This is a genomic window from Neorhizobium sp. DAR64872/K0K18 (assembly GCF_050500175.1).
GTDB classification, from domain to species: domain Bacteria; phylum Pseudomonadota; class Alphaproteobacteria; order Rhizobiales; family Rhizobiaceae; genus Neorhizobium; species Neorhizobium soli.
Genome location: NZ_CP191446.1, coordinates 2,160,648 through 2,186,875, shown reverse-complemented (window position 1 = coordinate 2,186,875; position 26,228 = coordinate 2,160,648). Strand labels below are relative to the sequence as shown.

Genomic DNA, 26,228 nt, shown 5'->3' with positions numbered 1-26,228 from the left:
CCGAGCTTGCCGAAAGGTTCGTGCTTAGTAGTTGATCGTTGCGATCAAGACGTCGGCGTAGGTATCAGCCTGGACGCTCTGGTTCGCTGCAAGCACTGCCGTGAACGGAATGACGTCTGCTGCGCCAGTCGCGGTGCCGTCAAGCGTGTTCGTACCGAGGGTGGCGCCCCAGATCGGGCCGGTCGCCAAGCCCTGGTGAACCGTATAGGTCGCCAGACCACCGTTGGCTACGCCTGTCATAAAGCGGGTTTCAACGGTTGCCAGGGCGCCATTGCCCACACCAAGCTGTATCTGATAGGGCGCATTCGCCGTGCATTGCACGGTCATGTTTCCGGGGACCTCGACGGCTACATCGATCAGGGCCTGATTGCCGAAGGCTACCGGATCAGTGGCCAGCGTGCATTCGGCAGCCACGGTCATGGAGACATCCATGTTGGCATCCAGTGTCTGGGCAAATGCGGCGCTGGACGTCAGGGAAAGGGCTGTAGCGGCGAAAATCGTCGCGAGTATTGTCTTCGTCATGAAGGACCTCAATGGGCGCGATCATTCGCGCTTTGATAGAAATTGGCAATGTTGCCAACCCTAGACTGCGGCCCAATTTATTAACGAAACATTAATGCCGTTTCTTTCACAAGTAACTAATTTACTCTAAATCAAATAAAGTGATGATGAATCGGAAAATCGATCTTCCGCATTCAAACGAGCCAGCGCGTAATGCGAGGGCCGGGCGACAGGTTACTTATTCGTAATTTCTAATGGATGGCGGAATGTCGAGAGTGCAGGTATCGATTGCGGTGAATACTCAGATCGGTTTTGGCTGAAGAGACGGCGGACGAGAATGCGTCGCTGGGGGCACTGTTGGGTCGGCGGGTAGTGCGCGGTTTGATCTGGACAATGTCGACCGCAGCTGCCTATTGCTTTCCTTTAGCAACGAACAACAAACAAGGCTCCCGCCCCAATGTCCTCCCGTGACGACACACTCGCCGCCTCCATCCGTGCCATCCGTGATTACCCGAAACCAGGTATCATCTTTCGCGACATCACGACGCTGCTTGGCGATGCCAAGGCGTTCCGTCAGGCGGTGGACGATCTGGTGAAACCTTATGCCGACATGTCCATCGCCCAAGTGGCCGGTATCGAGGCGCGTGGCTTTATTCTCGGTGGTGCACTGGCGCACCAGCTCTCGGCAGGGTTCGTGCCGATCCGCAAGAAGGGCAAGCTGCCGCACGAGACCGTGCGCGTGGCCTACAGCCTCGAATACGGCGTCGACGAGATGGAAATGCATGTCGATGCGGTCAAGCCCGGCGAGAAAGTCATCCTGACCGACGACCTGATCGCGACCGGCGGCACGGCCGAAGGTGCGGTGAAGCTGCTGCGCCAGATGGGTGCGGAGATCGTATCCGCCTGTTTCGTCATCGACCTGCCGGAACTCGGCGGCCGCAAAAAGCTGGAAGCCCTCGGCGTCGAAGTGCGCACGCTGATCGAATTCGAAGGGCACTAACGAAAATCCGCAAATGCCGCCGGTTTTGAGGATTGCGACCGGCGGCGGAGGCGATATCCTTCACCCGTTCCGGACTTGACCGGAGCCTCGGGGAGACGGCCATGGATATCGCAAGCCTGACTGCCTTTGCCGCCGCGTTTCTGGTTTTCGCGGCAAGTCCCGGACCCGACAATGTGACGATCATGGCCCGTACGGTGTCGCACGGTGCGGCCGCCGGTATCGCCTACGGAGCCGGAACGGTCACCGGCATCCTGATCTTTCTGTTCCTCGCCGTGTTCGGCCTGTCGCTGGTGGCGGAGGAGCTGGGCATGGCAATGACGGTGCTGCGCTATGCCGGGGCTGCCTATCTGGTCTGGATGGGCGTGCGGTTGTGGTTTGCCGAGCCGGTTCCGGCCGATCATGCCGTGGTAACGGGCCGGTCGGGGCTGGTGGCGACATTTGCGACCGGTGTCCTTCTCAATCTCGGCAATCCGAAAATGCCGCTCTTTTACATAGCGCTCCTGCCCAACGTCGTTGGACCCAATCTCACGATGGAGCAGGCCGGCGTTTTGGCGCTTGTCATCGTCGCCGTCGAGGTTCTGGTGATCGGCGGCCACGTGGTTCTTGCCGGGCGGGCGAGGGCAGCACTGAAGCGCCCAGCGGTTCTGCGGCGCGTCAACCGGGGCTGCGGAGCGGTGATGGTGGGGGCGGGCGTTGCTGCTGTTGCCGTGCGATAGTGGTGTCAGGTGAATTCGAGAACGGTGCCTTCGTAGCGCATCACCGTCTCGCCGTGTTGGTTGACGCCGTCATTTTCCGTCAGGTTGATGAAGGTGCCGGGGCGGCTTCCGAGCGGGCGCGATTCGATCAGGGTCACGGAATAGGTGATGCGGTCGCCTGCATAGACGGGTTTCAGCCACTGCAGCGACTTGAAACCGGCCGAGGGGCCGAGTTTGGGGGCGACGAGGCCGGCGGCTTCGAGGCGTGCGACTTCCGCTGTCCAATAGGCCATGAACGTCTTCATCCAACCGGCGCAGGTGTGCCAGCCGGAGGCGCAGAGCCCGCCGAAGACGTAGTGTTTTGCGGCTTCCGCATCCACATGGAAGGGTTGCGGATCGAATTTCCGGGCGAACCGGATGATGTCTTCAGGGGTAAAGAGGAGCGTGCCGGTTTCGATCCGCGTGCCGGGGGGAGAGAGTTCGATCAGCCTCATGGCGTGACCTCGGCCGCGTTTCGGAGCCGGATCATGATCGGGTTTTCACCGCGCATGACGATCTGGCCGCGCTGGTTGGTGACTTCGTGCAGGAAGTTGACGAGGCCGATGGTCGGGCGGGAGCGGAGCAGGCGGGTCGAGGCCACGGTGGAGCGGCCCGACAGCGTGTCGCCGGCGAGGACCGGCTTTTTCCATTCCATCAGCTCTATGCCGGGCGAGCCTTCGGACGCGGCGAGCGACAGCCAGCCGTCATACATCATCCGCATGAACATCGACGATGTATGCCAGCCGGACGCCGAGAGACCGCCGAGAATGCTGGCGCGGCCGGCAGCTTCATCGAGATGCATCGGCTGAGGGTCGAATTCGGAAGCGAACTCGACGATTTCCTCGGCCGTCACAAGCTTATTCGCGAGCGGGAAGGTGCGATCCGGGGTGAAGTCCTCGAAGTGATATTCGATTTCCATCATCTCGTTCGCGCCTCCGCGGGTTCCCGATCAGGTGTTGAAGCGGAAGTGGATCACGTCGCCGTCGTTTACGACATATTCCTTGCCTTCGTCGCGGCCCTTGCCGGCTTCCTTGGCGCCGACTTCGCCCTTGAAGGCGACGTAGTCGTCGAAGCCGATGGTGAAGGCGCGGATGAAGCCGCGTTCGAAATCCGTGTGGATGACGCCGGCAGCAGCCGGTGCCTTGGTGCCGCGGACGATGGTCCAGGCGCGGGTTTCCTTGGGGCCGACCGTGAAATAGGTGATCAGGTGAAGGAGATTGTAACCGGCGCGGATCAGGCGGTCGAGGCCTGCTTCTTCAAGGCCGAGGGCCGAGAGGAATTCCTTGGCTTCGTCTTCCGGCAGCTGCGCGACTTCGGACTCGATGGCGGCCGAGATGATGACGCATTCGGCACCCTGTTCGCTGGCCATCGCGGCCACGGCCTTTGTGTGCTCGTTGCCATCGACGGCATCGCCTTCGGCGACGTTGCAGACGTAGAGGACCGGATGCGAGGTCAGAAGGTTGAGTTCCTTGAGGATCTCGATGTCGTCGGCTGCCAGCGTCTTCAGAAGAATACGGGCCGGCTTGCCTTCGTTGAGCAGCTTGATGACCGCTTCCATGACCGGCAGCTGAGCCACGGATTCCTTGTCGTTGGTCTTGGCGCGCTTGCGGGTCTGTTCGACGCGACGCTCCAGGCTCTCGAGGTCGGCGAGCATGAGCTCGGTCTCGATCGTCTCGGCATCGCCGACCGGATTGATGCGGCCTTCGACATGGGTGATGTCGTCGTCTTCGAAGCAGCGCAGCACGTGCACGACGGCATCGACTTCGCGGATATTGGCAAGGAACTTGTTGCCGAGACCTTCACCCTTCGAGGCGCCACGCACGAGGCCGGCGATATCGACGAAGGAGATACGGGTCGGAATGATTTCCTTGGAGCCGGCGATGGTGGCCAGCTGCTGCATGCGCGGATCCGGAACCGCGACTTCGCCGGTGTTCGGCTCGATCGTGCAGAACGGATAGTTGGCAGCCTGCGCCGCTGCAGTCTTGGTGAGAGCGTTAAAGAGCGTGGACTTGCCGACATTCGGCAGGCCGACGATACCGCATTTGAAACCCATGGGACGGACCCCGTCTGACTAGAATTGTTCGTTGCCGTGGCTATGGGGGAAACAGGCCGGGCGGTCAAGGGTTGGCGGCTTGGGGGAGGCGGCGGGGACGCTGGTAACGACGCAAAACAGAATTCGGAAACGAGACGTCGGCTTGCGATGCAAACACAAATCAGACCCACCGGTCCCAATCGGGCAAATCACCGCAGTTGCTTGAATTTCCGACCCGTCGGTGCGATATAGCCAGCATACAATCATTGCTGTTTGAGCATGGCGAACGTCATCAGGAGATGCGGATGGCCGGAGACACCACCCTCACGCCGAAGACGACGACAAAGCCCAAGCTGGAGCGGCCGAAGCTCTACAAGGTTATGCTCGTCAACGACGATTATACGCCACGCGAATTCGTGACCATGGTTCTGAAAGCCGTGTTCCGGATGAGCGAGGATACGGGCCGGCGGGTGATGATGACCGCCCACCAGATGGGTGTGGCGGTCGTGGTCGTATGCACCAAGGATATTGCAGAGACCAAGGCGACCGAGGCGATCGATCTCGCCAAGGAAGCCGGTTTCCCGCTGATGTTCACGACCGAGCCGGAAGAATAGGCGGTCGTCGGCTCAGTCCGCGGTGACGCCGAGCGCTTCGGCGGAGATCCAGAACACCGCGTCCTGCGATTCCTCGGTTTCCAGCCAGACGAAGTCGAGACCCGGAAATTCCTCCTCGAGGATTTCGCGCCCGGAGCCGATCTCGCAGATCATGCCGCCTTCGGGATTGAGGTGGTTTGCGGCGTCTGCCAGCAATGTCCGCACCAGATCGAGACCATCAACACCGCCATCGAACGCCATCGAAGGCTCGGCACGGAATTCCGCCGGGAAACCATCCATCGCGTCGTGATCGACATAGGGCGGGTTGGTGATGATCAGGTCGTATTTCCGGCCTGCGAGCGGCTGGAAGAGATCGCCCTGATGCAGGCTCACCTGCTGTTCGACCTCGTGTTCCCTAAGATTCAGCTTTGCCACTTCCAGCGCGTCGGCCGACAGATCGACCGCATCGACGGCGGCGTTGGGGAAGAATTTGGCGGCCAGCACCGCGAGGCAGCCGGAGCCCGTGCAGATGTCCACAGCAGTCTCGACCATCATCTGGTCGGGCAGGAAGGACGATCCGTTCGGACCGAGATATTCGCGAAACAGGATCTCGCCGATATGCGAGCGTGGCACGATGACCCGCTCGTCGACCAGAAACCGGACGCCCTGGATATAGGCGCGGCCGGTGAGATATGCGGAGGGTTTGCGGGTCGTGACGCGGGCCTCGATACGCTCTGCGAGAAGCCTGCGCTCGGCCGGCAGGAGGCGGGCGTCGAGAAAGGGATCGAGCGCGTCGATCGGCAGGTCGAGCGTATCGAGCAGCAGAAAGGCTGCGTCGTCGCTCGCCGTCGTGGTGCCGTGGCCAAAGGAAAGATTGGCGGCGTTGAAGCGCGAGATTGCATAGCGCCAGTAATCGCGCAGCGTGACGAGTTCGGTCGTGAGAGCGGTCATATCTGGTGTCATCTTACTTGTCCTTGTCGCCGAACAGTTTCTTCAGCATGTCGGCCATCGGGCCGGTGGCCGGGATGTTCGGTTTCATGCCGCCGCGCGCCTGGTGGATATGGCTCTTGCCCGCTGGTTTTGGCGCCTTCGGGGTGGGCTTCGGCTTTTCGTCCTCGTCCGGCTGGCTGCCGACGGCAAGGGCGAGCTTGTTCATCAGCTGCGAATCCTCGCCCTTCACCAGCATTTCGGCATTGTCGGCGAGCGCATCGAGAAGCTGCGGCAACCAGGCCTGATCCAGTTTGTCGAAATCGCCGAGCACGTGGTTGTTGACGAATTCCTTGGCGCCGGGATGGCCGATGCCGAGCCGCAGGCGGCGGTAATCCTTGCCACAATGGGCGTCGAGCGACTTGATGCCGTTGTGACCGCCATGTCCGCCGGCCGTCTTGATGCGCGCCTTGCCGGGCGCAAGATCCAGCTCATCGTAGATCGCGATGATATTTTCAGGCCCGAGCTTGTAGAAGCGCATGGCTTCGCCGACCGCTTCGCCCGACAGGTTCATGTAGGTCTGCGGCTTGATCAGCAGAACCTTGTCGCCGGCAAGCTCGCCCTCGGAAATGAGGGCCTTGAACTTCTTTGCCCATGGCGAAAAGCCCGGCCGCCGCTGGATGGCGTCGAGCGCCATGAAGCCGATATTGTGGCGATTGCCGGAGTACTTGCTGCCGGGATTGCCGAGACCCGCAATGATCAACATGAAGTGCGTCCGAATTTTCGTACAGGATGTGGTCTCACCACCCCGAAACGGAACGGAAGTCAACCCGGTTTCGTCCTTGCCGACTGATTGGCACCGCTGATCGCTTGCTCAGTGTTCGGCCTTGAGGCCGTAGCGCCGGTAGATCGTGTCCTGGCGGCCATCACGGATCATGCTGTCGAGTGCGGCCTGCATTTTAGCGATCAAGGCGTCCGGGACTGTTTTCTGACAGGCAATGCCGAGCTTCTCCTCGGAGAGGGGAACCACCCTCTCGACGTCGGTGCCATTGTTCTTCAGCCTCTGATAGACGCCTTCCGACATGGGCATCATGTCGATCCGGCCCCGGACGAGCTTGCGTAGCGACGTGTCGAAATCGGCGCTGAGATCGAGGTTCGCAAATCCCATCGATTTCAGAAGGTCTTCCGTGAAATCGAGCCGATGGGTTCCGATCAGAAAGCTCTTCGCCTCATCGAGCGTCGTGGCGTGGATCGACGAGCCCGCCCGCTTGACCAGGATCGTATGGTTCACGGAGATCGTCATGACCCATTTGAACCGCGGCTTGCGGTCCGCTGTCTGCGCTGCCGAGAAGGCGCAGGTCATTGGCTCGGTCTCGGCGAGCGCGATGGCGCGCGCCCAAGGGATCATTTCAACGTCATAGGGTATCTGCGCTTGCCGCATGATGACATCGATCTGGTCTATGCCCGCGCCGCCATAGCGACCGTTCTGATCACGGTAGCTGAAGGGTGCATAGGGCTCTGTCTTGAGCTGGAGCCTGTCTGCGGCGTGCGCCTGCAGGCAAGACCACGGTCCGATTGTTGCAGCGAGAGCAAGCACGACGAGTGCTGCGCTTGTCATGCCACACCTGATCGAGGACATCTGCTGCTCCACATCGAGGGCCGGGATTTCAGCTTGCAATAGAATCAATTCGGTCGCCGCTTCGGTCGGCGTTCAACATCGTAAGGACATCGCCGATCGCTTGCGGTCGTGCGAAGTAGTAACCCTGAGCGTATTCGATGCCCATGTCGATGAGTGTCGAACGCTGATATTCGGTTTCGACGCCTTCGGCGACGACATGGCAGTTCATCTTGTGCGAGATCGCGGCAATGCCTTCGATCAGCATCTTGTTTCGACGATCGATATCATCGTCGCCATTGTTGAGAGACCGGATAAAGGATTGGTCGATCTTAACGATATCGACCGGGAAACGGCTGAGATAGCTGAGCGAGGAATAGCCGGTTCCGAAGTCGTCAAGCGCGATGCGGCAACCGATGTTGCGGATCTCGTCGAGCAGCCTGCGGATTTCCGGATTGTCATGCATCAGCACGGCCTCCGTGATCTCGATGACCAGTCGGGACGGGCGGATTGCGTAGCGGCCGAGCAAGGTTGACAGCTTGACGGGAAGGCTGGCATCGAATTGCAGCGGCGATACGTTGACGGCGACATAGGTGTCAGACATGCCCGGTATCCGGGAGATGCGGGCAAGATTGGCGACGGCGTCCTCAAGGATGAGATTGCCGATCTGGCCAATCGTACCGGTTTCCTCGGCGACGCTGACGATTGCGCCCGGAGGAACAAGCCCCTTGCGCGGATGGCGCATGCGCATGAGCGCTTCAAAGCCGTTGCAGGCGCCGGTCCTGATATCCACGATCGGCTGGAGATGCGCCTCGAACCAGTTGGCGGCAAGTGCTGCTTCGATGTCGGTCTCGATTTCGGCACGTTCCCGCGTCTTGTCGAGGATGGCCGAATTATAGACCTGCGCACCGTTCTTGCCATCGCGCTTGCGGGCATACATGGCCAGATCCGACTTCTGCAAAAGCTCGGCGCCGCTTGCGGCATGGTCAGGGTAGAAGGCAAGGCCGATACTGGCGCTAAGGCGCACGCTGTTGGTCTCGATGCGGAATGGAACGTCAAAGAACTCGACGATTCTCTGGCACAGCTCGGTGCCGCGCCGTTCCGACCCCTCGCCACACAGAAGAATGGCAAACTCGTCGCCGCCCAGGCGCGATGCCGCATCGTGGTCGCCCAAAAGCGGCAGCATCCGCTCGACGAACTGGCCGAGCACGAGATCGCCGGCCGCATGACCGAGATTGTCGTTGATCGATTTGAACCGATCGAGATCGACGAACAGACAGGCGATGTCGGTTCCGTTGCGATCCGCCTCGATGATTTTCTGCTCAAGCGCCGCCTCGAATCCCTGACGGTTGAGAAGACCGGTCAGGTGATCGGAAATGGCCTGCTGATAGTTGCGGATTTCTGACTGCTTGAGCTCGGTGACGTCGGTCATCACGCTCAGCGAGCCGGTCTCGCCGTCGCCCGCGGAACCGAGTTCGGTCTCCGCGATAAGGACGTTCATCGTCTTGCCGGACTGACAGATGAAGCGCACGGTGACTTCGAACGCCGGTCCGCGCGATCGCACCTGCGATTTCCTGTTGTGGTAGAGGCTGCGGTCTTCCGGCATCACCAGTTCGCAGAAGGGCAGGTTCAATATGTCAGATCGGCTGTACCCGGTCGCAACGAGCCAGTAGTCGCTGACGGCGGCGATCCTGTCGTCGGCGTCGAGCGAAAACAGCATGGCCGGCGTGAGATTGTAGGTCTGCGTCGTCTTGCGATGTGCCAGTTTCAGCTCGCGCTCCTCGTGTTCGAGAAGGGTCTGCATCTCGTTGAAGCTCTTGGCCAGGCGTCCCATTTCATCGGTGGAGCGCCAGTCGACATGGTGACGAGAACCGAGGCGACGGGTCGCTTCGATTGCGGCGGTCAAACGCAGAAGAGGTTTGATCACCATCACGCGGTTGCCGAGAATGGCGGCGCCGAACACGGTCAGGATGGCGATGATGAAGATCGAGATGAAGGCGAACTCGAATTCGTGAAGCTTCGAGAACCAGCCGATTGTCGGGATGCTGACGCTGACCTTACCGACAACGCGAGCGCCGTAGTTCGACATGTAGGTGATGGGCTGTGAGCGGATCGTCAGGTCGCTCAGGGATATCTCTTGCGGCGTGACTTCCGATATATTCAGTTTGCCCGTCGTGTCGGTGACGCGAACCGCGTAGATGGTCGGATCTTTCACCATGGCGACGGCGATCTGGTGAACGCTTTCGGTATCGAGATCCCAGAGGGGCTTGGCAAGCGCTTGCGAGTTCGTCGCCAGAACGATGTCGACATGCTCTTCGAGCGCCCGAACCGCCTGCTGCGATGACAACGCCAAAAGCAGCGTGAACAACGGCACGACGACGGCCAGAAGCGCGCCCGAAATAATGGCTATGAACCGACTCTCAACGGAATGAGCCACCCGTATTCCCCGCCTGCTTGTAGTCGGTGTTAGCCGCCGACTGCGTGTTCCCCAACACAGTAATTGGCCGGATAATTCCAGCCATTGATTAAGCTTTACTGAAGCCGGGAAGAGTAAAGCGAAGCGGATCTTAAAGAGGGTTACGTAATCCTGACCGGAAAACGTAAAAGCCCGCCTTCGTTGGAAGGCGGGCTCTCAGAAAGACAAGACGAAAATGTCTTATTCGGCTTCAGGAGCCGCAGTCTCAGTCGCTTCTTCTTCTTCGACGCCTGCAGCAGGTGCAACGATCGTCGCGATGGTGAAGTCGCGGTCGGTGATGACAGGTGTCACGCCCTTCGGCAGCTTAACGGCCGAGATGTGGAGGCTGTCGCCGATCTTGGCGTCGGTCAGATCAACCGTGATGAATTCCGGGATCTGGTCGGCCGGGCAATGGAACTCGACCGTGTGACGGACGATGTTCAGAACGGCGCCCTGCTTGATGGCCGACTTGTCTTCGTTTTCGAAGTGTACCGGTACTTCGACGTTGACTTCAGTCTTGGCCGAAACGCGCAGGAAGTCGACATGCATGGTGAAGTCGCGGACCGGATCCAGCTGGTAGTCCTTCGGGAGGACCTGGATCTTCTTGCCGTCGAATTCGATCGTCGCGATGGTGGTCATGAAACCGCCAGCGTGAATGCGCTTCGTGACTTCGTTCGTGTTGAGCACGATCGACAGAGGAGCCTGCTTGTCACCATAGATGACTGCAGGGATAAAACCGTTGCGGCGAAGTTCACGGGAGGACCCCTTACCGACCCGTTCGCGCGCCTCGGCCTTGAGCACGTAAGTTTCCTTGCTCATGGCAATTCCTTTCGAGGTTGTTTGGAGAGTTCTTCGCGGACAGTGCCGCGTCAAACCGGAGGGCATCGTCCGACGCTCTCCATCCGCGTTGCCTCCAAGGGTGTCTACGCGGACGGGGTCCCTATAGTCCATCAGGGCAGGAGACGCAAGGGATCTGCGGCGTGGTTGGCTCTGCAAACCGGTCGTCGTCGTTACCTACCGCCAGATACCCGCGTGGCCAATATGAAACTTCCGGTATGTGCCGTTTTGCCATCCATTAATGACGTTCATTCGAAATTAGCGAGATTCGATAAATGCGAGGTCCGGGCGACCGAATTTGTTAAATTGTGAGGGTCAAGACGGTGTTAACTCCGGAGACCAAGATCTAACATGTACGCTGTTCTGTCCTGTCTGGCCTATGAGCACAATCTCTTCCTCGTCGTCGTGGCGGGGGCGCTCTGCTTCATTGCGAATGCGGGAACCGTGGTTTTTGCCGCCCGGGCACGACAGGCAAACGACCGCAGCCGCTACGGCTGGGTGATCGTCTCCGGCGGAGCAGGGGGCTTCGGGATCTGGGCAACACATTTCGTGGCCATGCTCGCCTACGATCCGGGCCAGCTCTTCACATTCAATCTGTCGCTGACGCTGCTGTCGCTTGGTATTGCATTTCTCGCGACATTTGCGGCGGGACTGCTTGCCGTGCTGTTTACCGGCAAATCCGGCGCTGTGGCCGCCGGCCTGGTATTCGGTACCGGCGTTTCCTGCATGCATTTTACCGGCATGGCGGCGATCGAGTTCGGCGGCCTGATCGTCTGGTCGCAGCCACTGGTCATCGCTGCCATCGTCACCGCGATCGTCATGTCGACGACGGCGTTTCTCATGATCCTGAAGGGAGGCCTTGCAAACAACATTATTGCTGCAGGTCTCCTGTCGCTCGGCATCGTCTTTATGCATTTCATCGCGATGGGCGCGGCAACGCTTGTCCCGGGTTTCGGGATCCTGCCTGAAGACGGGATGCTGTCGAAGCCGCTGATGCTGGCAACGATCATTGCCGTCTCGCTGTCGCTGATCGGGTCGGGCCTGGCCGTTGCCACCATCACCGGGCGTGCGGCGCGGTCCTCGAAGGCCAGCGAAGCCAATTTCCAGATGCTCGTGCGCGGGGTGACCGACTACGCGATCTACATGCTTTCACCCGAGGGCGCCGTCTCCAGCTGGAATGCAGGGGCAGAGCGTGCCAAGGGGTACAGGGCCGACGAGATCATTGGCCAGCATTTTGCACGTTTCTATTCGGATGAAGAACAAGCCCGGGGTCTGCCGGAACAGGCGCTCGCAACAGCGCGCACAACCGGTCTGTTCGAGGCGGAAGGCCGGCGCTACCGCAAGGATGGGAGCTGGTTCTGGGCACATGTGGTGATCCAGCCCGTCCTCGACGACGATGGCGTGCTTGCCGGCTACGCCAAGATCACGCGCGACATCACCCGTCAGAGACAGGACACCGACCGGATCGCCTCCGTGACGCAGAACCTGGATCTGGCGCTTGAGAACATGGCGCAGGGGATCTGCCTGTTCGATCGCGAGCAGCGGTTGGTGCTGACGAACCGGCGCTATGGCCAGATTTTTCGGTTTGAGGAAGGCGCTCTGAAGCCGGGTATGACATACCGCGAGATCGTGGCTCTTGGCTACAGGACCTCGTTTGCCAACGCGGCGGAGGCGGAAGCACGGGCAGAACAGCATTACCAGCGCAACATCGCAGCCATCAATTCCAGGCAGGAAGCCCTTCTTCACCGACTGAGCGACGATCGGACGATACGGATCGATTTCAGCTATCTCGATCAGGGCGGCTGGGTTTCGACATTCGAGGATATCAGCGAGCGGATACGGTCGGAGGAAAAGATCGCCTTCATGGCGAAGCATGACAGCCTGACGCAGCTTCCGAACCGTCCGGCCCTGATGGAATATCTCGAAGCCGAGGTGCGTAACGCGGAGAGCGAGGGCGGGCATGTTGCGGTCGTCGGCATCGATCTCAACAAGTTCAAGCAGATCAACGATCAGTTCGGGCACGCGGCCGGCGATGCCGTGCTCAAGGAAATTGCCGAGCGGATGAATTCGATCGTGCGGCCGCACGAGATGTTTGCCCGGTTCGGCGGCGACGAATTCGTGGCCGTGAAGCGCTACGGGGATTTGGGCGAAGTGTCCGAGTTCCTCGACCGATTGTCGGATGCGTTCGGGCAGCCGATCCAGATCGAGGTGCATCGTCTCAGTCCCGGCGCAAGCATGGGTGTCGCGCTCTACCCGCATGACGGGGCATCCCCCGATGCGCTGATCGCGAACGCTGACCTGGCCATGTACCGCGCTAAGGGCTCGCTCTCGCGCGACATCTGCTTCTACGACATCGAGATGGACGAGGCCGCCCGCGACCGAACCAAGATGGCGGAGGATCTTTGGACGGCGATCGAGCAGGATCAGCTCAGGCTGCACTACCAGGTGCAGAAATCGGTCGCGACCGATGAGATCACTGGTTACGAGGTCCTGCTGCGCTGGAGCCATCCGGAGCGGGGCAATGTCTCGCCGGCAGATTTCATCGGGGTTGCCGAGGAATGCGGCGCCATCTTGCCGATTGGAGCGTGGGTTCTGCGCGAAGCATGCCGGGAGGCGGCGAACTGGCCGAATGACTACAAGGTTGCGGTCAATCTGTCGCCGGTGCAGATCGCCCATGCCGACATGCCGGCGCTGGTCCATACCGTGCTTCTGGAAACCGGTCTGAAACCAAGCCGTCTCGAGCTTGAAATCACCGAAAGCTCGATCATCAGCGACAAGCAGCGGGCGATGAATGCGCTTCGCTCCATCAAGGCGCTGGGCGTATCGATTGCGATCGACGATTTCGGGACCGGCTATTCGTCGCTGGAGACGCTGCGCTCCTTCCCGTTCGACAAGATCAAGCTCGACCGGAGCTTCCTGACCGAAGTGGACCGCAGCGAGCAGGCAACGGCCATGGTGCGAGCAATTCTGGCTTTGGGGCAGGGCCTGCAGATCCCGGTTCTCGCGGAGGGTGTCGAGACGGTGAACCAGCTCGACATTCTGCGGCGGGAAGGATGCCACGAAGTGCAGGGCTATCTTCTCGGTCGGCCGATGCCGATGGAAGATCAGCCGAACCCGCAGTCTGGGTCAGAGATGGGCTCGGCCAACCAGAACGCTGCCTGAAGATCGCGGAAACGTTTGACCTAGCGTCGAGGTTCGCCGCCGGGGGCGTAGGCAGTTTTCTGCTCGAACCGGAATTTGTGGCCGCAGTCGCTACAGCGCAGCATGTATTTGCGCGGATCTTTCGAGGCGAACTCGGTCTGAAAACCTTTCGGGAGTTCGTCGATGCGAAAATCGCGATTGCTGGCGCGCTTGTCGTCGGACTCGGAGACTTCGGCATAACCGGCATGTCCGCACTGCGAGCATTCGAGTTTTCGGGAATAGCGGTCGCGGGCGGCCATGCGGAACTCCTTGGGTACCGCGCCTACATAGTCAACAGACGCCGCGAATGCAAAACGCCGGGATGAAAAATCCCGGCGTTTATATTCTTGGCGTTCAACTCACGTCGCGATCACCGGCGGCATTCGCCCGGAGAGACTGCGCCGAAGCCGGCATTGCGGGCTTCGCAGGCATTCGGGAATGTCTGGAGCCGACCGCCACGCTGGCCGCAGACCGGGCGATATTCGCGGGTGCACATGCCGCCGCCATTTTCAGGACGGTCAGGTCTGCCGGGACGATCCGGCCTCGAGGGGCGATCCCAATCCGGGCGGTCAGGCCTTGATGGACGATCCGGGCGATCGGGTCTGGATGGGCGATCCCAATCTGGACGGGGATCGGGGCGATCGGGCCGGCTCCAGCCGGGGGCGGGACGTTCCGGCGGATAGCCGGGGCCCGGACCTGCGTCGACGCAGGCGGAAAGCATTGGAGCCAAGATGAAAAGTGCAAGCCATTTCGGCTTGTTTCGTAGGATCGACATCGCGATAGGTCCTCCCTCTGCAGATGGATGGCAGACCTCTATCAGACTTACATAGCCGTGGGACAGGGGCCGCAGCGTTTTTGCTGCCGAGCCCGTCCCACGGTCATGCGTCAATCCTAGTCGAACAGGCTCGAGACGGACTCTTCCATGGCGGTACGGTTGATCGCCTCGCCGAGAAGGTTTGCCGTGGTGATGACGCGGATATTGTGCGCCGACTGAACGGATGTCGTCGGCTGGATCGAATCCGTGATCACCAGTTCCTTGAGCTTGGACGCCGCGATGCGGGCAACGGCACCGCCCGACAGCACGCCGTGGGTGATGTAGGCGGTGACGCTTGTGGCGCCGTTCTTCAGAAGCGCCTCGGCTGCGTTGCAGAGCGTGCCGCCGGAATCGACGATATCGTCGATCAGGAGACAATCCTTGCCGGTCACGTCACCGATGACGTTCATGACTTCCGACTCGCCTGCGCGTTCACGCCGCTTGTCGACGATGGCGAGCTGGCAGCCGAGGCGCTTGGCAAGCGCACGGGCGCGAACCACGCCGCCGACATCCGGCGAGACCACCATGACGTTGTTAAGGTCGTAGTGTTCCTTCACGTCGCGCGCAAGAATCGGCACGGCGTAGAGGTTGTCGGTCGGGATATCGAAGAAGCCCTGGATCTGGTCTGCGTGCAGATCGAGCGTCATGACACGGTTGGCGCCGGCCTCGGTGATGAGGTTGGCGACGAGCTTGGCCGAGATCGGCGTGCGCGGCCCGGCCTTGCGGTCCTGACGGGCATAGCCGAAATAGGGAAGCACAGCCGTGATGCGCTTGGCGGAAGACCGCCGGAACGCATCGATCATGATCAGCAGTTCCATCAGGTGATCGTTGGTCGGAAACGACGTGGACTGGATGACGAACACGTCTTCCCCACGGACATTCTCCTGTATTTCAACGAAGATTTCCTGGTCTGCAAATCGCCTTACCGAGGCTTTTCCGACTGGTACATTAAGATAGCTGCAGATCGCGTCGGCCAGATGCCGGTTCGAATTGCCTGCGAAAACCTTCATTGCGGTCCGCCTGTATTGAAGCTGGATGGCGGCCTTTTACCGGCGCCACCTTCGAATGCAATAGCGTTTTCCCTCAGGCCACCGTTTTTTGCGAAGAAACAGTGACCGTGTCACATCATGGTTACCTAACCGCCATGCGATTGCCGCCAGCTCATATAGTCCTGGATCGTCTTTGCGGCGATGAGTTCCATCGTCGAGGACGGCACTGAGGCCCATGGATCTTGGCCGCTGTCGGGCACATTTTCCTGCCCCTGCATGCGGTGAAGCCTGGAGCCGGTATTGTCGAGAACATCCCAGACGTAGACGATGGTGATCTTTTCGCCATCGCTGAAGGCCGAGAAATAGCCCTTGAGGATCTGCTCGGTACCCGTATCGCTGGAGGGACGGATCGTCAGCCCGGCGGCGCGCGCCTCGGCGCCAAGCCTTCGCGACAGCGGCGTCACGGCCTGTACGGGGGCACCGATGATCGGCAGGAAGCGGATGGTGTTGCCTGCGGCGGCGGGCAGGGAAGCCTCCTGCTGGGGCGCTGCAGCGGTAGACTGGGCTTCAGCCTGGCTTTGGCCCTGCCAGTCGGGCGGTGGGCCTGAAGAGGCGGGCGAGGTCTGGTTGCCAGACTGCATCGCCTGGGCCTGCGCCTCCAGCGTATTTTGCGGGCGCGGCTGGTAGGTGTCGTTTCTGTAGGTCTGATTGCTGTAGGTCTCGGGCCTTGGGGATCGGGCCATGCGTTCCGTATCGGCCTGGGTGACCGGTGTCGATGCGCGACTGCCGCCGCCGATCTCGGCGCGCGGCGTCAGCGCCTCGCTGGTGTTGCAGCCGGAGACGGTCAGCGCAACGATGCAGGCGGAAAGCAGTTTTCCGATAAGCCGCATGCGTTCGCCCCTTTGCCGGTTCCCATCCCGCGACAAGCTAAGGTCGGATTTTCCGGCCTGTCAATGATCGCGGGCTTCTCAGCCCTGGATAAGGTCGAGACCATGACGTGAAAGCGGCCGGGGAGCGCCTTCCGTCGTCAGATAGGTCTGGCCGAGCGTCATGGCCGCGCCGCTGTCGCTGTCCATGATGATCATGTGCACGAACAGCGTCATGCCGGGCAGGATCTCCTGCGGGTTGCCGAAGTGGAACATCTGGTGCTCCATCCAGGACGGCGAGAAGCGGGCGCCCAGCGAATAGCCGCAGGCATTCAGACGGTGACGGGAGAGGCCGCGTTCGTCGAGGATCCTGGCATGGGTGTCGAATACGTCCCCGAATGTATGACCTGGAGACAGAACCTCATCGATCGCCCGGATCGTCTCAAGGCAGGCCTTGTAGAGTTCCTTGTGGCGCGGCGATGGATCACCGACGAGCGCGGTGCGCATCATCGCGACGTGATAGTGGGCGGCCGTGCCGGCCCATTCAAGCGTCAGCTGGTCGGTGGCATCGAGCTTGCGGCGACCGGCCTTGTACCGGCACAAAAGTGCATCCTCGCCGGAACCGATGATGAATTCGTTGGCGGGATAATCGCCGCCGCCGGAAAACACCGCGCCCTGCATTGCCGCGAGGATATCGGCCTCGTCGCCGCCGGCCTTGATCAGCGGCAGAGCGGCGTCGAGCGCATCATCGGCCAGTTCGGCGGCGCGTTGCACATGAGCGATCTCGGCCGCGCTTTTGACGAGGCGCAGGCGGCTGACCAGATAGGATGCGTCACTGAGCTGGCCGAAATTGGTGAGCTGGTTGTCGAGCAGGCGCGCGATGCGGCCGGTCATGCCGTGCGTGTCGTATTCGACGCCGATCTTTGCGCCGAGCAGATCGAGTTCGCTCAAGAGGTTCTTGAGATCGAGCGTCGGATCGGCATTCACCCGGTCGACCCAGACGACGATGTTTTCGATGATCGAGGTCTGGCGGGCCTGGCGAAGGTCGGCAGAGCGCGTGAGCAGCGTCATCGAGCCATCGGCCTTCACGACCAGCGTCTGGAAGAAGCAGTAGCCGAACGTGTCGTAGCCGGTCAGCCAGTACATGCTTTCCTGCGCAAACAGCAGGATGGCATCGAGCTTTTCCTCGGCCATCTTCGTCGTCAGGCGGGCGAGGCGATCGGCATATTCCGATCTGTCGAAGTGCAGAGCCATGGTAGTCCTCCCGAACTTTTATTGCTGAAGCGCGATGGCTGAAATCTGGCGGCCGTAATCCGGCTCTTGGTCATGCGTCGTGCGGCGATAGGAAAAGAAGCGTTCCCGATCCGGGTAGGTGTCGAGGCCGAGGTTCTCAGCGGCGACGCCTGCCGCCTTCAGCCGCGACATGGTGAGAGCGGGCAGATCGAACATCGAATGCTGCGGCTTTGGAGACGGTGTGAAGAAGGCTGCGTATTCGGGGTTCACGCCGAGGAAGCGTTCCACGAATTCCGGGCCGACCTCGTAGCTGTCAGGGCCGATCGAGGGTCCGAGAACGGCCACGATCTTTTCCCTGAGGGCGCCGAGCGACACCATCGCGTCGATCGTGTTTTCGAGCACGCCGGTCAGTGCACCCTTCCAGCCGGCGTGGGCCGCGCCGATCACGCCATTGTCGCCATCGGCAAACAGGATGGGGCCGCAATCGGCAGACAGGACGCCGATCACGACGCCGGGCGTGGCCGCGACCATCGCATCGACCTGCGGGCGCTCGCCTGAATAGGCGGCATCGACCACGACCACATCAGGCGAATGGACCTGATGGACGGTTGCGAGCTTTTCGAGCGGCAGATCGAACCAGGCCGCAACCCGCCGGCGGTTTTCGAGAACGAGCGTCTGATCGTCGTTCGACCCGACACCGACATTGAGGCCGGCGTAGATTCCGTCCGAAACGCCGCCCTTTCGCGTGAAGAAGCCGTGGCGGATTTTGGCGCCGGCTGCTGCGTTCAAGACTGCGCTTTCGATCGGCGTCGGCGAGGCGTTCTCCGGCATCGGTTTATCCACCCTGCTGATTTTGTTGGTTTTGCGTGATGCACCGTTGGCGGCACTCGCTGCTTCGATTGGGCGCGAGATTGGCGCAAGCCGATAGCGTGTGTCAATCTGCCCGGACGTGCTCTTTCAGTCGACCGGACGGAAGGGCATCAGATTGACCGCGGAGCCCGAGACCGCGATGACCTTGAAGAGTTCGCCCATCTTGCCCGCACCTTCGCCGGCAAGACGATCGACCGCGGCAGCAATCAGCCGCTGTTCGGACGGTTCCTTGTCGCGCGCAAGGGCTGAAGCCCGTTCGGCAAGGCCGAGGCCATAGAGGAACTCGCCCTGATGGAGGCCGCCGTTCAGATGAATGCCGGACGCCAAGGCGACCTTGGCGAGATCTTCGAAATCGACATGGCTGGTCAGATCTGCCTCGCCGGGGCTGGCAAGCGGCGGGTCATAGTCGTGGTTCTTTACGGCCTGCAGCGTATCGCCGAAACTGGTGACCATATGGCCGTAGTCGATGACGAGCGCACTGCCGCCGAAATGCCTTAGCCTTTCGCAGAGCGTCTGCATGACGGCCTGGCGGGCAGGGGCGAATTCGAAGATCGTGCCTTCCGGGATGGAAGCGACGGGGGCCGGCAGGAGGACCGGATCGAGCGTGGCGATGCCGGCGACGAAGGACAGCTCGTCCTCCGGGCCGAGGCCTACGAGCCTTTCGCGAAAACCGGTCGGGGTCCGCACGAACTGGCGGATCGGGATCGCGTCGAACAACTCGTTGGCGGCGATCAGGGTGAACCCTTCCGGCACGTCTTCGAAACTGTCGTGCCAGGAAATTTTTGTCGAATAGGCCTCGAGCGTCACGCGCTGAACGCCGCGAAGGCGTTCGCTGGTTTCCACCAGATGGACACGCAGGCCGTCCATAAGGGATGGTGCGATGCGCTGGATGACGCGCAGCATGTCGGACATCATCGTGCCGCGGCCGGGACCGATCTCGACCAGGCGCACATCGCCCGGGCTACCCTGGCGCTGCCAGGCATGGACCATGAAGATGCCGACCATTTCGCCGAACAGTTGGCTGATCTCCGGCGCGGTGACGAAATCACCATGCCGGCCGAAAGGTTCGCGGGTGCGGTAGTAGCCGAATTCCGGATCGGCGAGGCAGAGCGCGAAATAGTCGGTGACGCTGATCGGTCCGCTGGCGCGGATCAGCGTCTTGATCTTTTCGGCAAGGGGCGTGGTTACTTCTGGGCTGTTCACGGGTGCCTCACACTATTCGCCGCGGAGGCGACGCGAGCCCGCGTGATCGCCCAGATGCCAACAGCAACCATCGGTAGTGATAGCACCATGCCCATCGTTAGCCAATTGGTGCCGAGCAAATAGCCGAGCTGCACATCCGGTTCGCGGAAGAACTCGACAAAAATTCGGCAGAGCCCGTAGCCGAGGACGAACGCGCCGCAGATGGTGCCGGGTACACGAAGGGCCTTGAAACGATAGATCAGGAGTGCCAGCACCAGAAGCAGGATGATGCCTTCCAGGCCTGCTTCATAGAGTTGGCTCGGATGGCGGGCGAACGGGCCACCGGTCGGGAAGACGACAGCCCATGGTGCATCGCTCAACCGTCCCCAGAGTTCGCCGTTGACGAAGTTCGCAATGCGGCCGAACAGCAGGCCGAACGGCACCACGGCGGCGACGATGTCGAACATGCTCCAGACGGGAATGGCATGGCGGCGGGCAAACACGATCATCGCGATCGTCGCGCCGAGGAAACCGCCGTGGAAGGACATGCCGCCGTTCCAGATCTCGATCGCGCGGATCGGGTTTTCCAGGATCGGGCCGAGATCGTAAAACAGGATGTAGCCGATGCGGCCGCCGAGCACGACGCCTGCCGCGATCCAGACGAGGAAGTCGTCGAGATGGACCGCGGTCATCGGGGCCTGACCGTTGGGCCACAGTGACGCGTTTGCGGTCAGCTTGCGGGCGTAAAGCCAGCCCAGCATGATACCGGCAACATAGGCAAGGCCATACCAGTGTACCGCAAGCGGCCCCAAGGAGAACGCGACCGGATTTATCTCGGGAAATGGCATGAGAGCAAAAAAATGAAGCGCTTCGTACAAATTACAGGTGTCTCGCTTACTCACAGTCGTGTGAAAAGATGGACTTGGGGACATCGCCGGTCAAGATGAATCTCATTCTGAGACGCGCGCAACAGTGGATGACGCTTGCAACGCGGCGACCCAAGCCCTACTTCAGATCCCATAGGACAAACACAGGCCGATATCGGGCCGATATCGCTGCCGATGGCAAGGAGACGGAACCTTATGTCGACCGGAACGAACCGCATATTCGACGATTTCGCACGGCTGATGACGGACGCTGCCGGCGCTGCACAGGGTGTGCGCAAGGAAGTGGAGACGGCTTTCCATGCCCAGGCGGAACGGTTCCTTAACAACATGGATCTGGTCAAGCGGGAAGAATTCGAAGCCGTTCGCGAGATGGCTGCCCGCGCTCGCGACGAGAATGTTGCGCTAAAGGCCCGTCTCGATGCGCTGGAGGCAAAATTCGGCCAGAGCCAGAGCCACGACCAGGGCCAGTCAGGTCAGTAAGCCACTTTAGATCCGGCCATAAACTGTGGCCCCTCAGGGGATTCGCAATCCCCGTTTGAGATCGCCGTCAAAGTCCAGCGCCAAAAGCCTGCGCGGCGATCTTTCCCAGCCTATTCGCGATTGAGCGCCATCGCGTCTAATCGGCACAGTCAGGCGTCTGTTTCGCCTCGCCAAATCCCCATGAATTTACAAAAAATTAAGCCCTGTGGACACTCTTAAAAAAGCCAGCGTCCAGAGTCATTTAACCATCCGTTCTGATCTCATGCGCGAACCGGTTTCGGGGTTCAATCCACGGAAATCGGCATTCAGGGGATGGCAGCCGGACTCCGTCTAGCTACACTGATTTTACACGATGATTCGAAACGAGCCGGCGAGCTTCCGGTGGTGACCGACAGGTTACCGACGAGGCTGAAGGTAAGCTCCAGACAGGGTAACTCAGTTATTCTGGCGGCGACGAGCGATCATCGAAATGTAGTTCCGGTTAAGTGTTGGCGCGTTCCGCTCGAATTCGCATTCATTCCGGTCAAAAAGGTGCCGCATGAGCCTCATGGAATTGAACGTTGAGCGACAGTCGAACCCGGTGGACATGATCGAGTTCGTCGCAGCTTCCAACGATTGGACATTCGAACGGTCCGGCGAAGACGAGATCGCCATGACCGTGGAGGGTCGGTGGACGGACTACCACGTATCCTTCTCCTGGATGGAGGAGTTCGAGGCGCTGCATCTCGCCTGCGCCTTCGATCTGAAGATCCCCGATATCCGCGTGAACGAGGTCATCCGGCTTCTGTCCTACGTGAATGGACAGACGCTGATGGGGCATTTCGACCTGTGGCGTCAGGAAGACGTGGTGATCTTCCGCCAGTCGCTTCTGCTGGCCGGCGGTGCCGAACCCACGAACCAGCAGGTCGAGGTTCTGTTTTCCAGCGCGCTTGATGCCTGCGAGGCCTATTATCAGGCGTTCCAGTTCGTCGTCTGGTCCGGCATGGAAGCGAAGGCTGCCATGGATTGCGTTCTGTTCGAGACGGTCGGCGAGGCTTGATGGCGTTGCAGCTGGGTTCGATCGTTCTCGTCGGTGCCGGCAATATGGGCGGCGCCATGCTTTCCGGCTGGTTGAAGAACGGCGTTCCCGGCGCTTCCGTCACCGTCGTTGACCCATCGCCGTCAGATGCGATGCGGGCCATGATGTCAGATGCCGGCGCGACACATGTGACGGCAATTCCTGAAGGCATGTCGGCAGACATTCTGTTCCTTGCGGTCAAGCCGCAGCTGATGGATGCCGTCCTGCCGCCATTGAAGGCTCTGGTCGGCGATGCGACGGTCGTCGTGTCGGTCGCGGCGGGCAAGACGTTGTCCTCGATGCAGAGACATCTCGGCGAGGCTGCGATGGTGCGCGCCATGCCGAATACGCCGGCCATGATCGGCCGCGGCGTGACCGGCGCCTATGCCAACGACAAGGTTTCCGCCGCCCAGCGCGACGCCGTGCATGCGCTGCTCAAAGTCAGCGGCCCGGTCGAGTGGGTTTCGAGCGAGGCGGATATCGATGCCGTCACCGCCGTTTCCGGCAGTGGCCCGGCTTATGTCTTCTATCTGGTCGAATGCATGGCGGAGGCCGGGCGCAAAGCCGGTCTTCCTGCCGATCTTGCGATGCGGCTTGCGCGCGAAACCGTGTCGGGTGCGGGAGAACTTCTGCATCAATCGACGGAGGATGCCTCGCGGCTTCGCCAGAACGTGACGTCTCCGGGCGGCACCACGGCTGCTGCCCTCTCCGTGCTAATGGCAGACGATGGGATGCAGCCGCTGTTCGACAAGGCAATCGAGGCAGCGCGGAGCCGCGCGGAAGAACTGGGACGCTGAGCAGCCATGTCTGACGAGATAAGCTTTGCCGAGTTCGAGAAGGTCGATATCCGGGTTGGCACGATCGTCGAGGTCGAGCCGTTTCCGGAAGCCCGCAAGCCGGCCTTCAAGCTGAAGATCGATTTCGGGCCTGAGATCGGCGTCAAGAAATCGTCGGCGCAGATTACCGTCCACTATACGCCTGAAACGCTGCTCGGACGCCAGGTGCTGGGCGTCGTCAATTTTCCGCCGCGCCAGATCGGGCCGGTCCGTTCCGAAGTGCTGACGCTTGGCTTTGAAGACGAGAACGGCGCGATCGTTCTGGCTGCCGTCGAGCAGGGCGTTCCAAACGGCAAGAAGATGATGTGATCAGGCGCGAGGGCGTCCTCACCGGACACCTTAGCCGTTTCGCCAACAGTCTCCCTAACTCTCACGTGAGCTCTTTGACTGCCGGCCTTCGGTCAGGCGGGAACGCGAACGATAGCTCTCAAGCCACCGCTCGGACTGTCGTCCAGCATGACATTGCCGCCATGCGAGCGGGCGATGTCGCGGGCGATCGCGAGGCCGAGGCCGGTTCCGGACGCATCGAGATTGCGGGCCTCGTCGAGCCTGTGGAATGGCTTGAACACATCCTCGCGGGATTGCGCAGGAACGCCCGGGCCGTCGTCATCGAGGGTCAATGTCAGCCACTTGGCGCTGTGGCGCGCATCGATATGCAGGTTGTCTGCGTAGCGCTGGCTGTTTGAGACGAGGTTTCCGAGCAGGCGGTTGAAGGCGTTGGGCCTCACAGCGATCTCGTCATCGCCTTCGATGTGGTAGGTGAGGATCTGGCCGTGCAGGCTGAAACTTACGCGGAATTTCTCGAGAAGCTCGCTGAGATAGAGCGTGCCGAAATCCTCCTCGGCCTCGCCCTTGGCAAATGCCAGATAGCCCTCCAGCATAGACTGCATGTCTTCGACATCCTGTTCCATGCCGGCGAGCTCAGGCTTGTTGCCGGCAAGTGCCAGCTGCAGCTTGAAGCGGGTGAGGATGGTGCGCAGGTCGTGGCTGATGCCGGCCAGCATCGCGGTGCGCTGCTCCATCTGCCGTTCGAGCCGTTCGCGCATCTGGATGAAGGCAAGGCCTGCGCGCCTTACCTCGTCTGCGCCGCGCGGCGAAAAGCCTTCGGTCTTTTGTCCCTTGCCGAAACTTTCCGCCGCCTGGGCAAGTCTCAGAATCGGGCGGATCTGGCCGCGGAGGAACAGGATCGAAATCACCACCAGCACGAAGGCGGTGCCGATCATCCAGATCAGGAAGATGTGGGTGTTGGACGCGTAGGTAGAGCCGCGTCTGGCAAACACCCGCAGCACCCGTTCGTCCATTTTCACGCGGATCTCGACGAGCCGACTGTCGCCTACCGTATCGATCCAGAACGGCATGCGGATCTGACTGCTCAACTGTTCGGCAAGGATGTTGTCGAGGATCGCGAAGAAGGGGCGCTGGCGGGGCGGCGGGAGCTGGCCGTTCTCCTCGATTGCAATCGTCAGGCCGAGAGAGCTGTCGGCGATACGGCTGACTTCGTTGTAGTTGCTGTCCTGCGGATAACTGCGGATGATTTCGATAATGGCGGCGATGTCGCGAACGGTGCCTTCAGACAGGCGCTCCGTCACCATTCGCCAGTGGCGTTCCATGAACACCGCGGCGACGACCGTCTGCAGCAGAAGCATGGGGAGAATGACGATCAGCAACGAACGGGTGTAGAGGCCCGTCGGCAGCCAGCGACGCAGCCAGCGCGTGAACGGACGCCAACCGGGGAGGGTCAACCGGCTGGTCTCTCGCTTCAGCGTGTTGAAAATTGCCATTCGCCGCCCGTTATCGTCCTGTCGTCGGTCTCTTGTGCATCAGTCGATACTCAGCCTGTACCCGATGCCACGCACGGTCTGGAGATAGACCGGGTTGGCGGGGTCTTCTTCGATCTTACGACGCAGCCGGTTGATCTGCACGTCGATTGTGCGCTCGCCGACATCCGTATCGTCCCCGATCAGTTCGTGGCGGGGGATCGTTTCGCCGGCGCGCAAGGCAAACAGCATCATGATTTCCTGTTCGCGGTCGGTCAGGCGGATCGTCTCGGCCGCCTTGCGCAGTTCCTTGCGCGGGATCGAGAAGGTGAACGGACCAAACATGATCTGCTCGATCTTCGGTGCATCGGCCGAGCTGCTGCGGCGCAGGATGTTGTTGATGCGCAGGACCAGTTCGCGCGGATCGAAGGGTTTTGACAGGTAATCGTCGGCACCTGCCTCGAGACCGGCGATGCGCGATTCTGCCTCGACCCGTGCCGTCAGGAGGATGACCGGGGTGGTCTTCTTTTCATAAAGCGACTGGGTGAGCGACAGGCCTGTTTCGCCCGGCATCATCACGTCGAGAATGATGAGGTCGAAATGCAGTCCTTCCAACTTGCGCCGCGCTTCGGCGGCATCTCCCGCGACCGTGATGCGGAAACCCTGCTCCACCAGATAGCGGTTGAGGAGATCGCGGATGCGGGTGTCGTCGTCGACAACGAGAAGGTGAGGGGCGTCGTCCAAAAGCGGTGTATTGGTCATCTGTCTGTCCCGGTCAGATATCCTGACTGATGTCGATATCAGAAATCACGAGGTTCGGGTCACGTCCACGCATCCGTTGAAGGAAAAGGGTTACGCTTTCCCGCATCCCGGGGGTGAAGTCTTCCATGGCGCGTGCGATACGCTTGGATTGCGGCTCGCACAGGGCCAGCGCCAGTTCGCGGCCGGCAAGGGTCGGATAGAGGCGGCGCTGTCTGCGATCCTTGGCCCCGGCCATCTGCCGGATATAGCCAGTCTCGATCAACTGCTTCAGGACGCGGGCGAGGCTCTGCTTGGTAATCTGCAACAAATCGAGAAGATCCGTCACCATCATCCCCGGCTGGCGGCAGACGAAATAGACAACCCGATGGTGGGCGCGCCCCATGCCGATCTTCGCCAGGATAGCGTCCGGATCGGACACGAAGTCGCGATAGGCAAAGAAGAACAGCTCGATCGCTTCGAAATCGATCTGGCCCTCGTCGACCACGGGCATCTGTGGCGGGACTTTCTTGACGGCTTTTCCCGTCGCTGCAGGCGGCACGCCGTTTCCTTTCGCTCGCTACGTCTTCATCGTGTGAAGCTGTTTAACGTAATCCTTTTGCGCTGTCGCCCGTGATAAATCGC

The 26,228-nt window shown here is 60.8% G+C and carries 28 protein-coding genes; 8 read left to right on the top strand and 20 right to left on the bottom strand.

What is annotated here, in order from left to right; genetic code table 11:
• Nucleotides 1-24: 24 nt before the first annotated feature.
• The gene (locus ACQY1P_RS16215) at nucleotides 25-522 is read right to left on the bottom strand and encodes a Csu type fimbrial protein (protein ID WP_092660363.1); all 498 of its coding nucleotides are present in this window, start codon (nucleotides 520-522) and stop codon (nucleotides 25-27) included.
• Nucleotides 523-958: 436 nt separating this feature from the next.
• Between ACQY1P_RS16215 and ACQY1P_RS16210 the strand changes: the two genes are divergently transcribed.
• Both ACQY1P_RS16210 and ACQY1P_RS16205 read left to right on the top strand, forming a co-directional pair.
• Entirely contained in the window at nucleotides 959-1,501 is a 543-nt protein-coding gene (locus ACQY1P_RS16210) for an adenine phosphoribosyltransferase (RefSeq protein ID WP_062455760.1), read from the top strand.
• A gap of 101 nt (nucleotides 1,502-1,602) precedes the next feature.
• Entirely contained in the window at nucleotides 1,603-2,217 is a 615-nt protein-coding gene (locus tag ACQY1P_RS16205; RefSeq protein ID WP_062455763.1) for a LysE family translocator, read from the top strand.
• Between the two features lie 5 nt (nucleotides 2,218-2,222).
• On the opposite strand, the gene ACQY1P_RS16200 is transcribed toward ACQY1P_RS16205, so the two are convergent.
• The 3 genes from ACQY1P_RS16200 to ychF are packed head-to-tail and all read right to left on the bottom strand — an operon-like array spanning nucleotide 2,223 to nucleotide 4,288.
• Nucleotides 2,223-2,690 (bottom strand): MaoC family dehydratase, encoded by a 468-nt coding sequence (locus tag ACQY1P_RS16200; RefSeq protein ID WP_430254377.1) that lies wholly within the window; start codon nucleotides 2,688-2,690, stop codon nucleotides 2,223-2,225.
• On the bottom strand, nucleotides 2,687-3,157 hold the full coding sequence (locus tag ACQY1P_RS16195) for a MaoC family dehydratase (protein ID WP_430254375.1): 471 nt from the start codon (nucleotides 3,155-3,157) through the stop codon (nucleotides 2,687-2,689). The genes ACQY1P_RS16200 and ACQY1P_RS16195 overlap by 4 nt, the downstream gene beginning before the upstream one ends.
• A 27-nt stretch (nucleotides 3,158-3,184) precedes the next feature.
• Entirely contained in the window at nucleotides 3,185-4,288 is a 1,104-nt protein-coding gene (gene ychF / locus ACQY1P_RS16190; protein ID WP_113167710.1) for a redox-regulated ATPase YchF, read from the bottom strand.
• Between the two features lie 284 nt (nucleotides 4,289-4,572).
• On the opposite strand from ychF, the gene clpS reads away from it, so the two are divergent.
• Nucleotides 4,573-4,881, top strand: coding sequence for an ATP-dependent Clp protease adapter ClpS (gene clpS / locus ACQY1P_RS16185; RefSeq protein ID WP_062455774.1), 309 nt, complete (start codon nucleotides 4,573-4,575; stop codon nucleotides 4,879-4,881).
• A gap of 12 nt (nucleotides 4,882-4,893) precedes the next feature.
• On the opposite strand, the gene prmB is transcribed toward clpS, so the two are convergent.
• From prmB to ACQY1P_RS16160, 5 genes are all read right to left on the bottom strand, one after another.
• Complete coding sequence (gene prmB, locus ACQY1P_RS16180) at nucleotides 4,894-5,823, bottom strand: 50S ribosomal protein L3 N(5)-glutamine methyltransferase (RefSeq protein WP_430254373.1); 930 nt, start codon at nucleotides 5,821-5,823, stop codon at nucleotides 4,894-4,896.
• A gap of 1 nt (nucleotide 5,824) precedes the next feature.
• Complete coding sequence (gene pth, locus ACQY1P_RS16175) at nucleotides 5,825-6,553, bottom strand: aminoacyl-tRNA hydrolase (protein ID WP_062455780.1); 729 nt, start codon at nucleotides 6,551-6,553, stop codon at nucleotides 5,825-5,827.
• Between the two features lie 108 nt (nucleotides 6,554-6,661).
• Nucleotides 6,662-7,426, bottom strand: a complete 765-nt coding sequence (locus tag ACQY1P_RS16170; RefSeq protein WP_249406393.1) for a substrate-binding periplasmic protein — start codon at nucleotides 7,424-7,426, stop codon at nucleotides 6,662-6,664.
• Nucleotides 7,427-7,454: 28 nt separating this feature from the next.
• The gene (locus tag ACQY1P_RS16165; RefSeq protein WP_430254371.1) at nucleotides 7,455-9,839 is read right to left on the bottom strand and encodes a putative bifunctional diguanylate cyclase/phosphodiesterase; all 2,385 of its coding nucleotides are present in this window, start codon (nucleotides 9,837-9,839) and stop codon (nucleotides 7,455-7,457) included.
• A gap of 219 nt (nucleotides 9,840-10,058) precedes the next feature.
• Entirely contained in the window at nucleotides 10,059-10,676 is a 618-nt protein-coding gene (locus ACQY1P_RS16160; RefSeq protein ID WP_062455789.1) for a 50S ribosomal protein L25/general stress protein Ctc, read from the bottom strand.
• A 369-nt stretch (nucleotides 10,677-11,045) separates the two neighbouring features.
• Between ACQY1P_RS16160 and ACQY1P_RS16155 the strand changes: the two genes are divergently transcribed.
• Nucleotides 11,046-13,856 (top strand): bifunctional diguanylate cyclase/phosphodiesterase, encoded by a 2,811-nt coding sequence (locus ACQY1P_RS16155; RefSeq protein ID WP_430254369.1) that lies wholly within the window; start codon nucleotides 11,046-11,048, stop codon nucleotides 13,854-13,856.
• A 20-nt stretch (nucleotides 13,857-13,876) separates the two neighbouring features.
• Here ACQY1P_RS16155 and ACQY1P_RS16150 read toward each other — a convergent pair whose 3' ends face one another.
• The 8 genes from ACQY1P_RS16150 to lgt all read right to left on the bottom strand — a co-directional run bounded on the left by ACQY1P_RS16150 (nucleotide 13,877) and on the right by lgt (nucleotide 20,676).
• Nucleotides 13,877-14,134, bottom strand: coding sequence for a hypothetical protein (locus ACQY1P_RS16150; RefSeq protein ID WP_062455795.1), 258 nt, complete (start codon nucleotides 14,132-14,134; stop codon nucleotides 13,877-13,879).
• A gap of 110 nt (nucleotides 14,135-14,244) precedes the next feature.
• Entirely contained in the window at nucleotides 14,245-14,649 is a 405-nt protein-coding gene (locus ACQY1P_RS16145) for a Kazal-type serine protease inhibitor family protein (protein ID WP_082472021.1), read from the bottom strand.
• A 116-nt stretch (nucleotides 14,650-14,765) separates the two neighbouring features.
• The gene (locus ACQY1P_RS16140) at nucleotides 14,766-15,698 is read right to left on the bottom strand and encodes a ribose-phosphate pyrophosphokinase (protein ID WP_062455798.1); all 933 of its coding nucleotides are present in this window, start codon (nucleotides 15,696-15,698) and stop codon (nucleotides 14,766-14,768) included.
• A gap of 125 nt (nucleotides 15,699-15,823) precedes the next feature.
• On the bottom strand, nucleotides 15,824-16,567 hold the full coding sequence (locus ACQY1P_RS16135) for a hypothetical protein (protein ID WP_430254367.1): 744 nt from the start codon (nucleotides 16,565-16,567) through the stop codon (nucleotides 15,824-15,826).
• A gap of 78 nt (nucleotides 16,568-16,645) precedes the next feature.
• Entirely contained in the window at nucleotides 16,646-17,797 is a 1,152-nt protein-coding gene (locus tag ACQY1P_RS16130; RefSeq protein ID WP_430254365.1) for a M24 family metallopeptidase, read from the bottom strand.
• 18 nt (nucleotides 17,798-17,815) lie between these two features.
• Nucleotides 17,816-18,607, bottom strand: a complete 792-nt coding sequence (pgeF, locus tag ACQY1P_RS16125; RefSeq protein WP_430254363.1) for a peptidoglycan editing factor PgeF — start codon at nucleotides 18,605-18,607, stop codon at nucleotides 17,816-17,818.
• Nucleotides 18,608-18,733: 126 nt separating this feature from the next.
• The gene (locus ACQY1P_RS16120; protein ID WP_062455810.1) at nucleotides 18,734-19,849 is read right to left on the bottom strand and encodes a class I SAM-dependent methyltransferase; all 1,116 of its coding nucleotides are present in this window, start codon (nucleotides 19,847-19,849) and stop codon (nucleotides 18,734-18,736) included.
• Nucleotides 19,846-20,676, bottom strand: coding sequence for a prolipoprotein diacylglyceryl transferase (gene lgt / locus ACQY1P_RS16115; RefSeq protein ID WP_430254361.1), 831 nt, complete (start codon nucleotides 20,674-20,676; stop codon nucleotides 19,846-19,848). Before lgt ends, ACQY1P_RS16120 begins: the two co-directional genes overlap by 4 nt.
• Before the next feature lie 234 nt (nucleotides 20,677-20,910).
• Here lgt and ACQY1P_RS16110 point away from each other — a divergent pair, with 234 nt between their 5' ends.
• The 4 genes from ACQY1P_RS16110 to ACQY1P_RS16095 all read left to right on the top strand — a co-directional run bounded on the left by ACQY1P_RS16110 (nucleotide 20,911) and on the right by ACQY1P_RS16095 (nucleotide 23,397).
• Nucleotides 20,911-21,195 (top strand): accessory factor UbiK family protein, encoded by a 285-nt coding sequence (locus tag ACQY1P_RS16110; RefSeq protein ID WP_062455813.1) that lies wholly within the window; start codon nucleotides 20,911-20,913, stop codon nucleotides 21,193-21,195.
• 538 nt (nucleotides 21,196-21,733) lie between these two features.
• Nucleotides 21,734-22,234, top strand: a complete 501-nt coding sequence (locus ACQY1P_RS16105; protein ID WP_062455815.1) for a YbjN domain-containing protein — start codon at nucleotides 21,734-21,736, stop codon at nucleotides 22,232-22,234.
• Nucleotides 22,234-23,049 carry a pyrroline-5-carboxylate reductase gene (gene proC / locus ACQY1P_RS16100; protein ID WP_192077196.1) on the top strand — a complete coding sequence of 272 codons (816 nt, stop codon included), beginning with the start codon at nucleotides 22,234-22,236 and terminating at the stop codon, nucleotides 23,047-23,049. Before ACQY1P_RS16105 ends, proC begins: the two co-directional genes overlap by 1 nt.
• A 6-nt stretch (nucleotides 23,050-23,055) precedes the next feature.
• Nucleotides 23,056-23,397 carry a tRNA-binding protein gene (locus tag ACQY1P_RS16095; protein WP_430254359.1) on the top strand — a complete coding sequence of 114 codons (342 nt, stop codon included), beginning with the start codon at nucleotides 23,056-23,058 and terminating at the stop codon, nucleotides 23,395-23,397.
• A gap of 92 nt (nucleotides 23,398-23,489) precedes the next feature.
• On the opposite strand, the gene ACQY1P_RS16090 is transcribed toward ACQY1P_RS16095, so the two are convergent.
• The 3 genes from ACQY1P_RS16090 to ACQY1P_RS16080 are packed head-to-tail and all read right to left on the bottom strand — an operon-like array spanning nucleotide 23,490 to nucleotide 26,145.
• Entirely contained in the window at nucleotides 23,490-24,869 is a 1,380-nt protein-coding gene (locus ACQY1P_RS16090; protein ID WP_430254357.1) for an ATP-binding protein, read from the bottom strand.
• 39 nt (nucleotides 24,870-24,908) lie between these two features.
• Entirely contained in the window at nucleotides 24,909-25,607 is a 699-nt protein-coding gene (locus ACQY1P_RS16085; protein ID WP_062455827.1) for a response regulator, read from the bottom strand.
• Between the two features lie 13 nt (nucleotides 25,608-25,620).
• On the bottom strand, nucleotides 25,621-26,145 hold the full coding sequence (locus tag ACQY1P_RS16080) for a MarR family winged helix-turn-helix transcriptional regulator (protein ID WP_062582974.1): 525 nt from the start codon (nucleotides 26,143-26,145) through the stop codon (nucleotides 25,621-25,623).
• Nucleotides 26,146-26,228 lie beyond the last annotated feature (83 nt).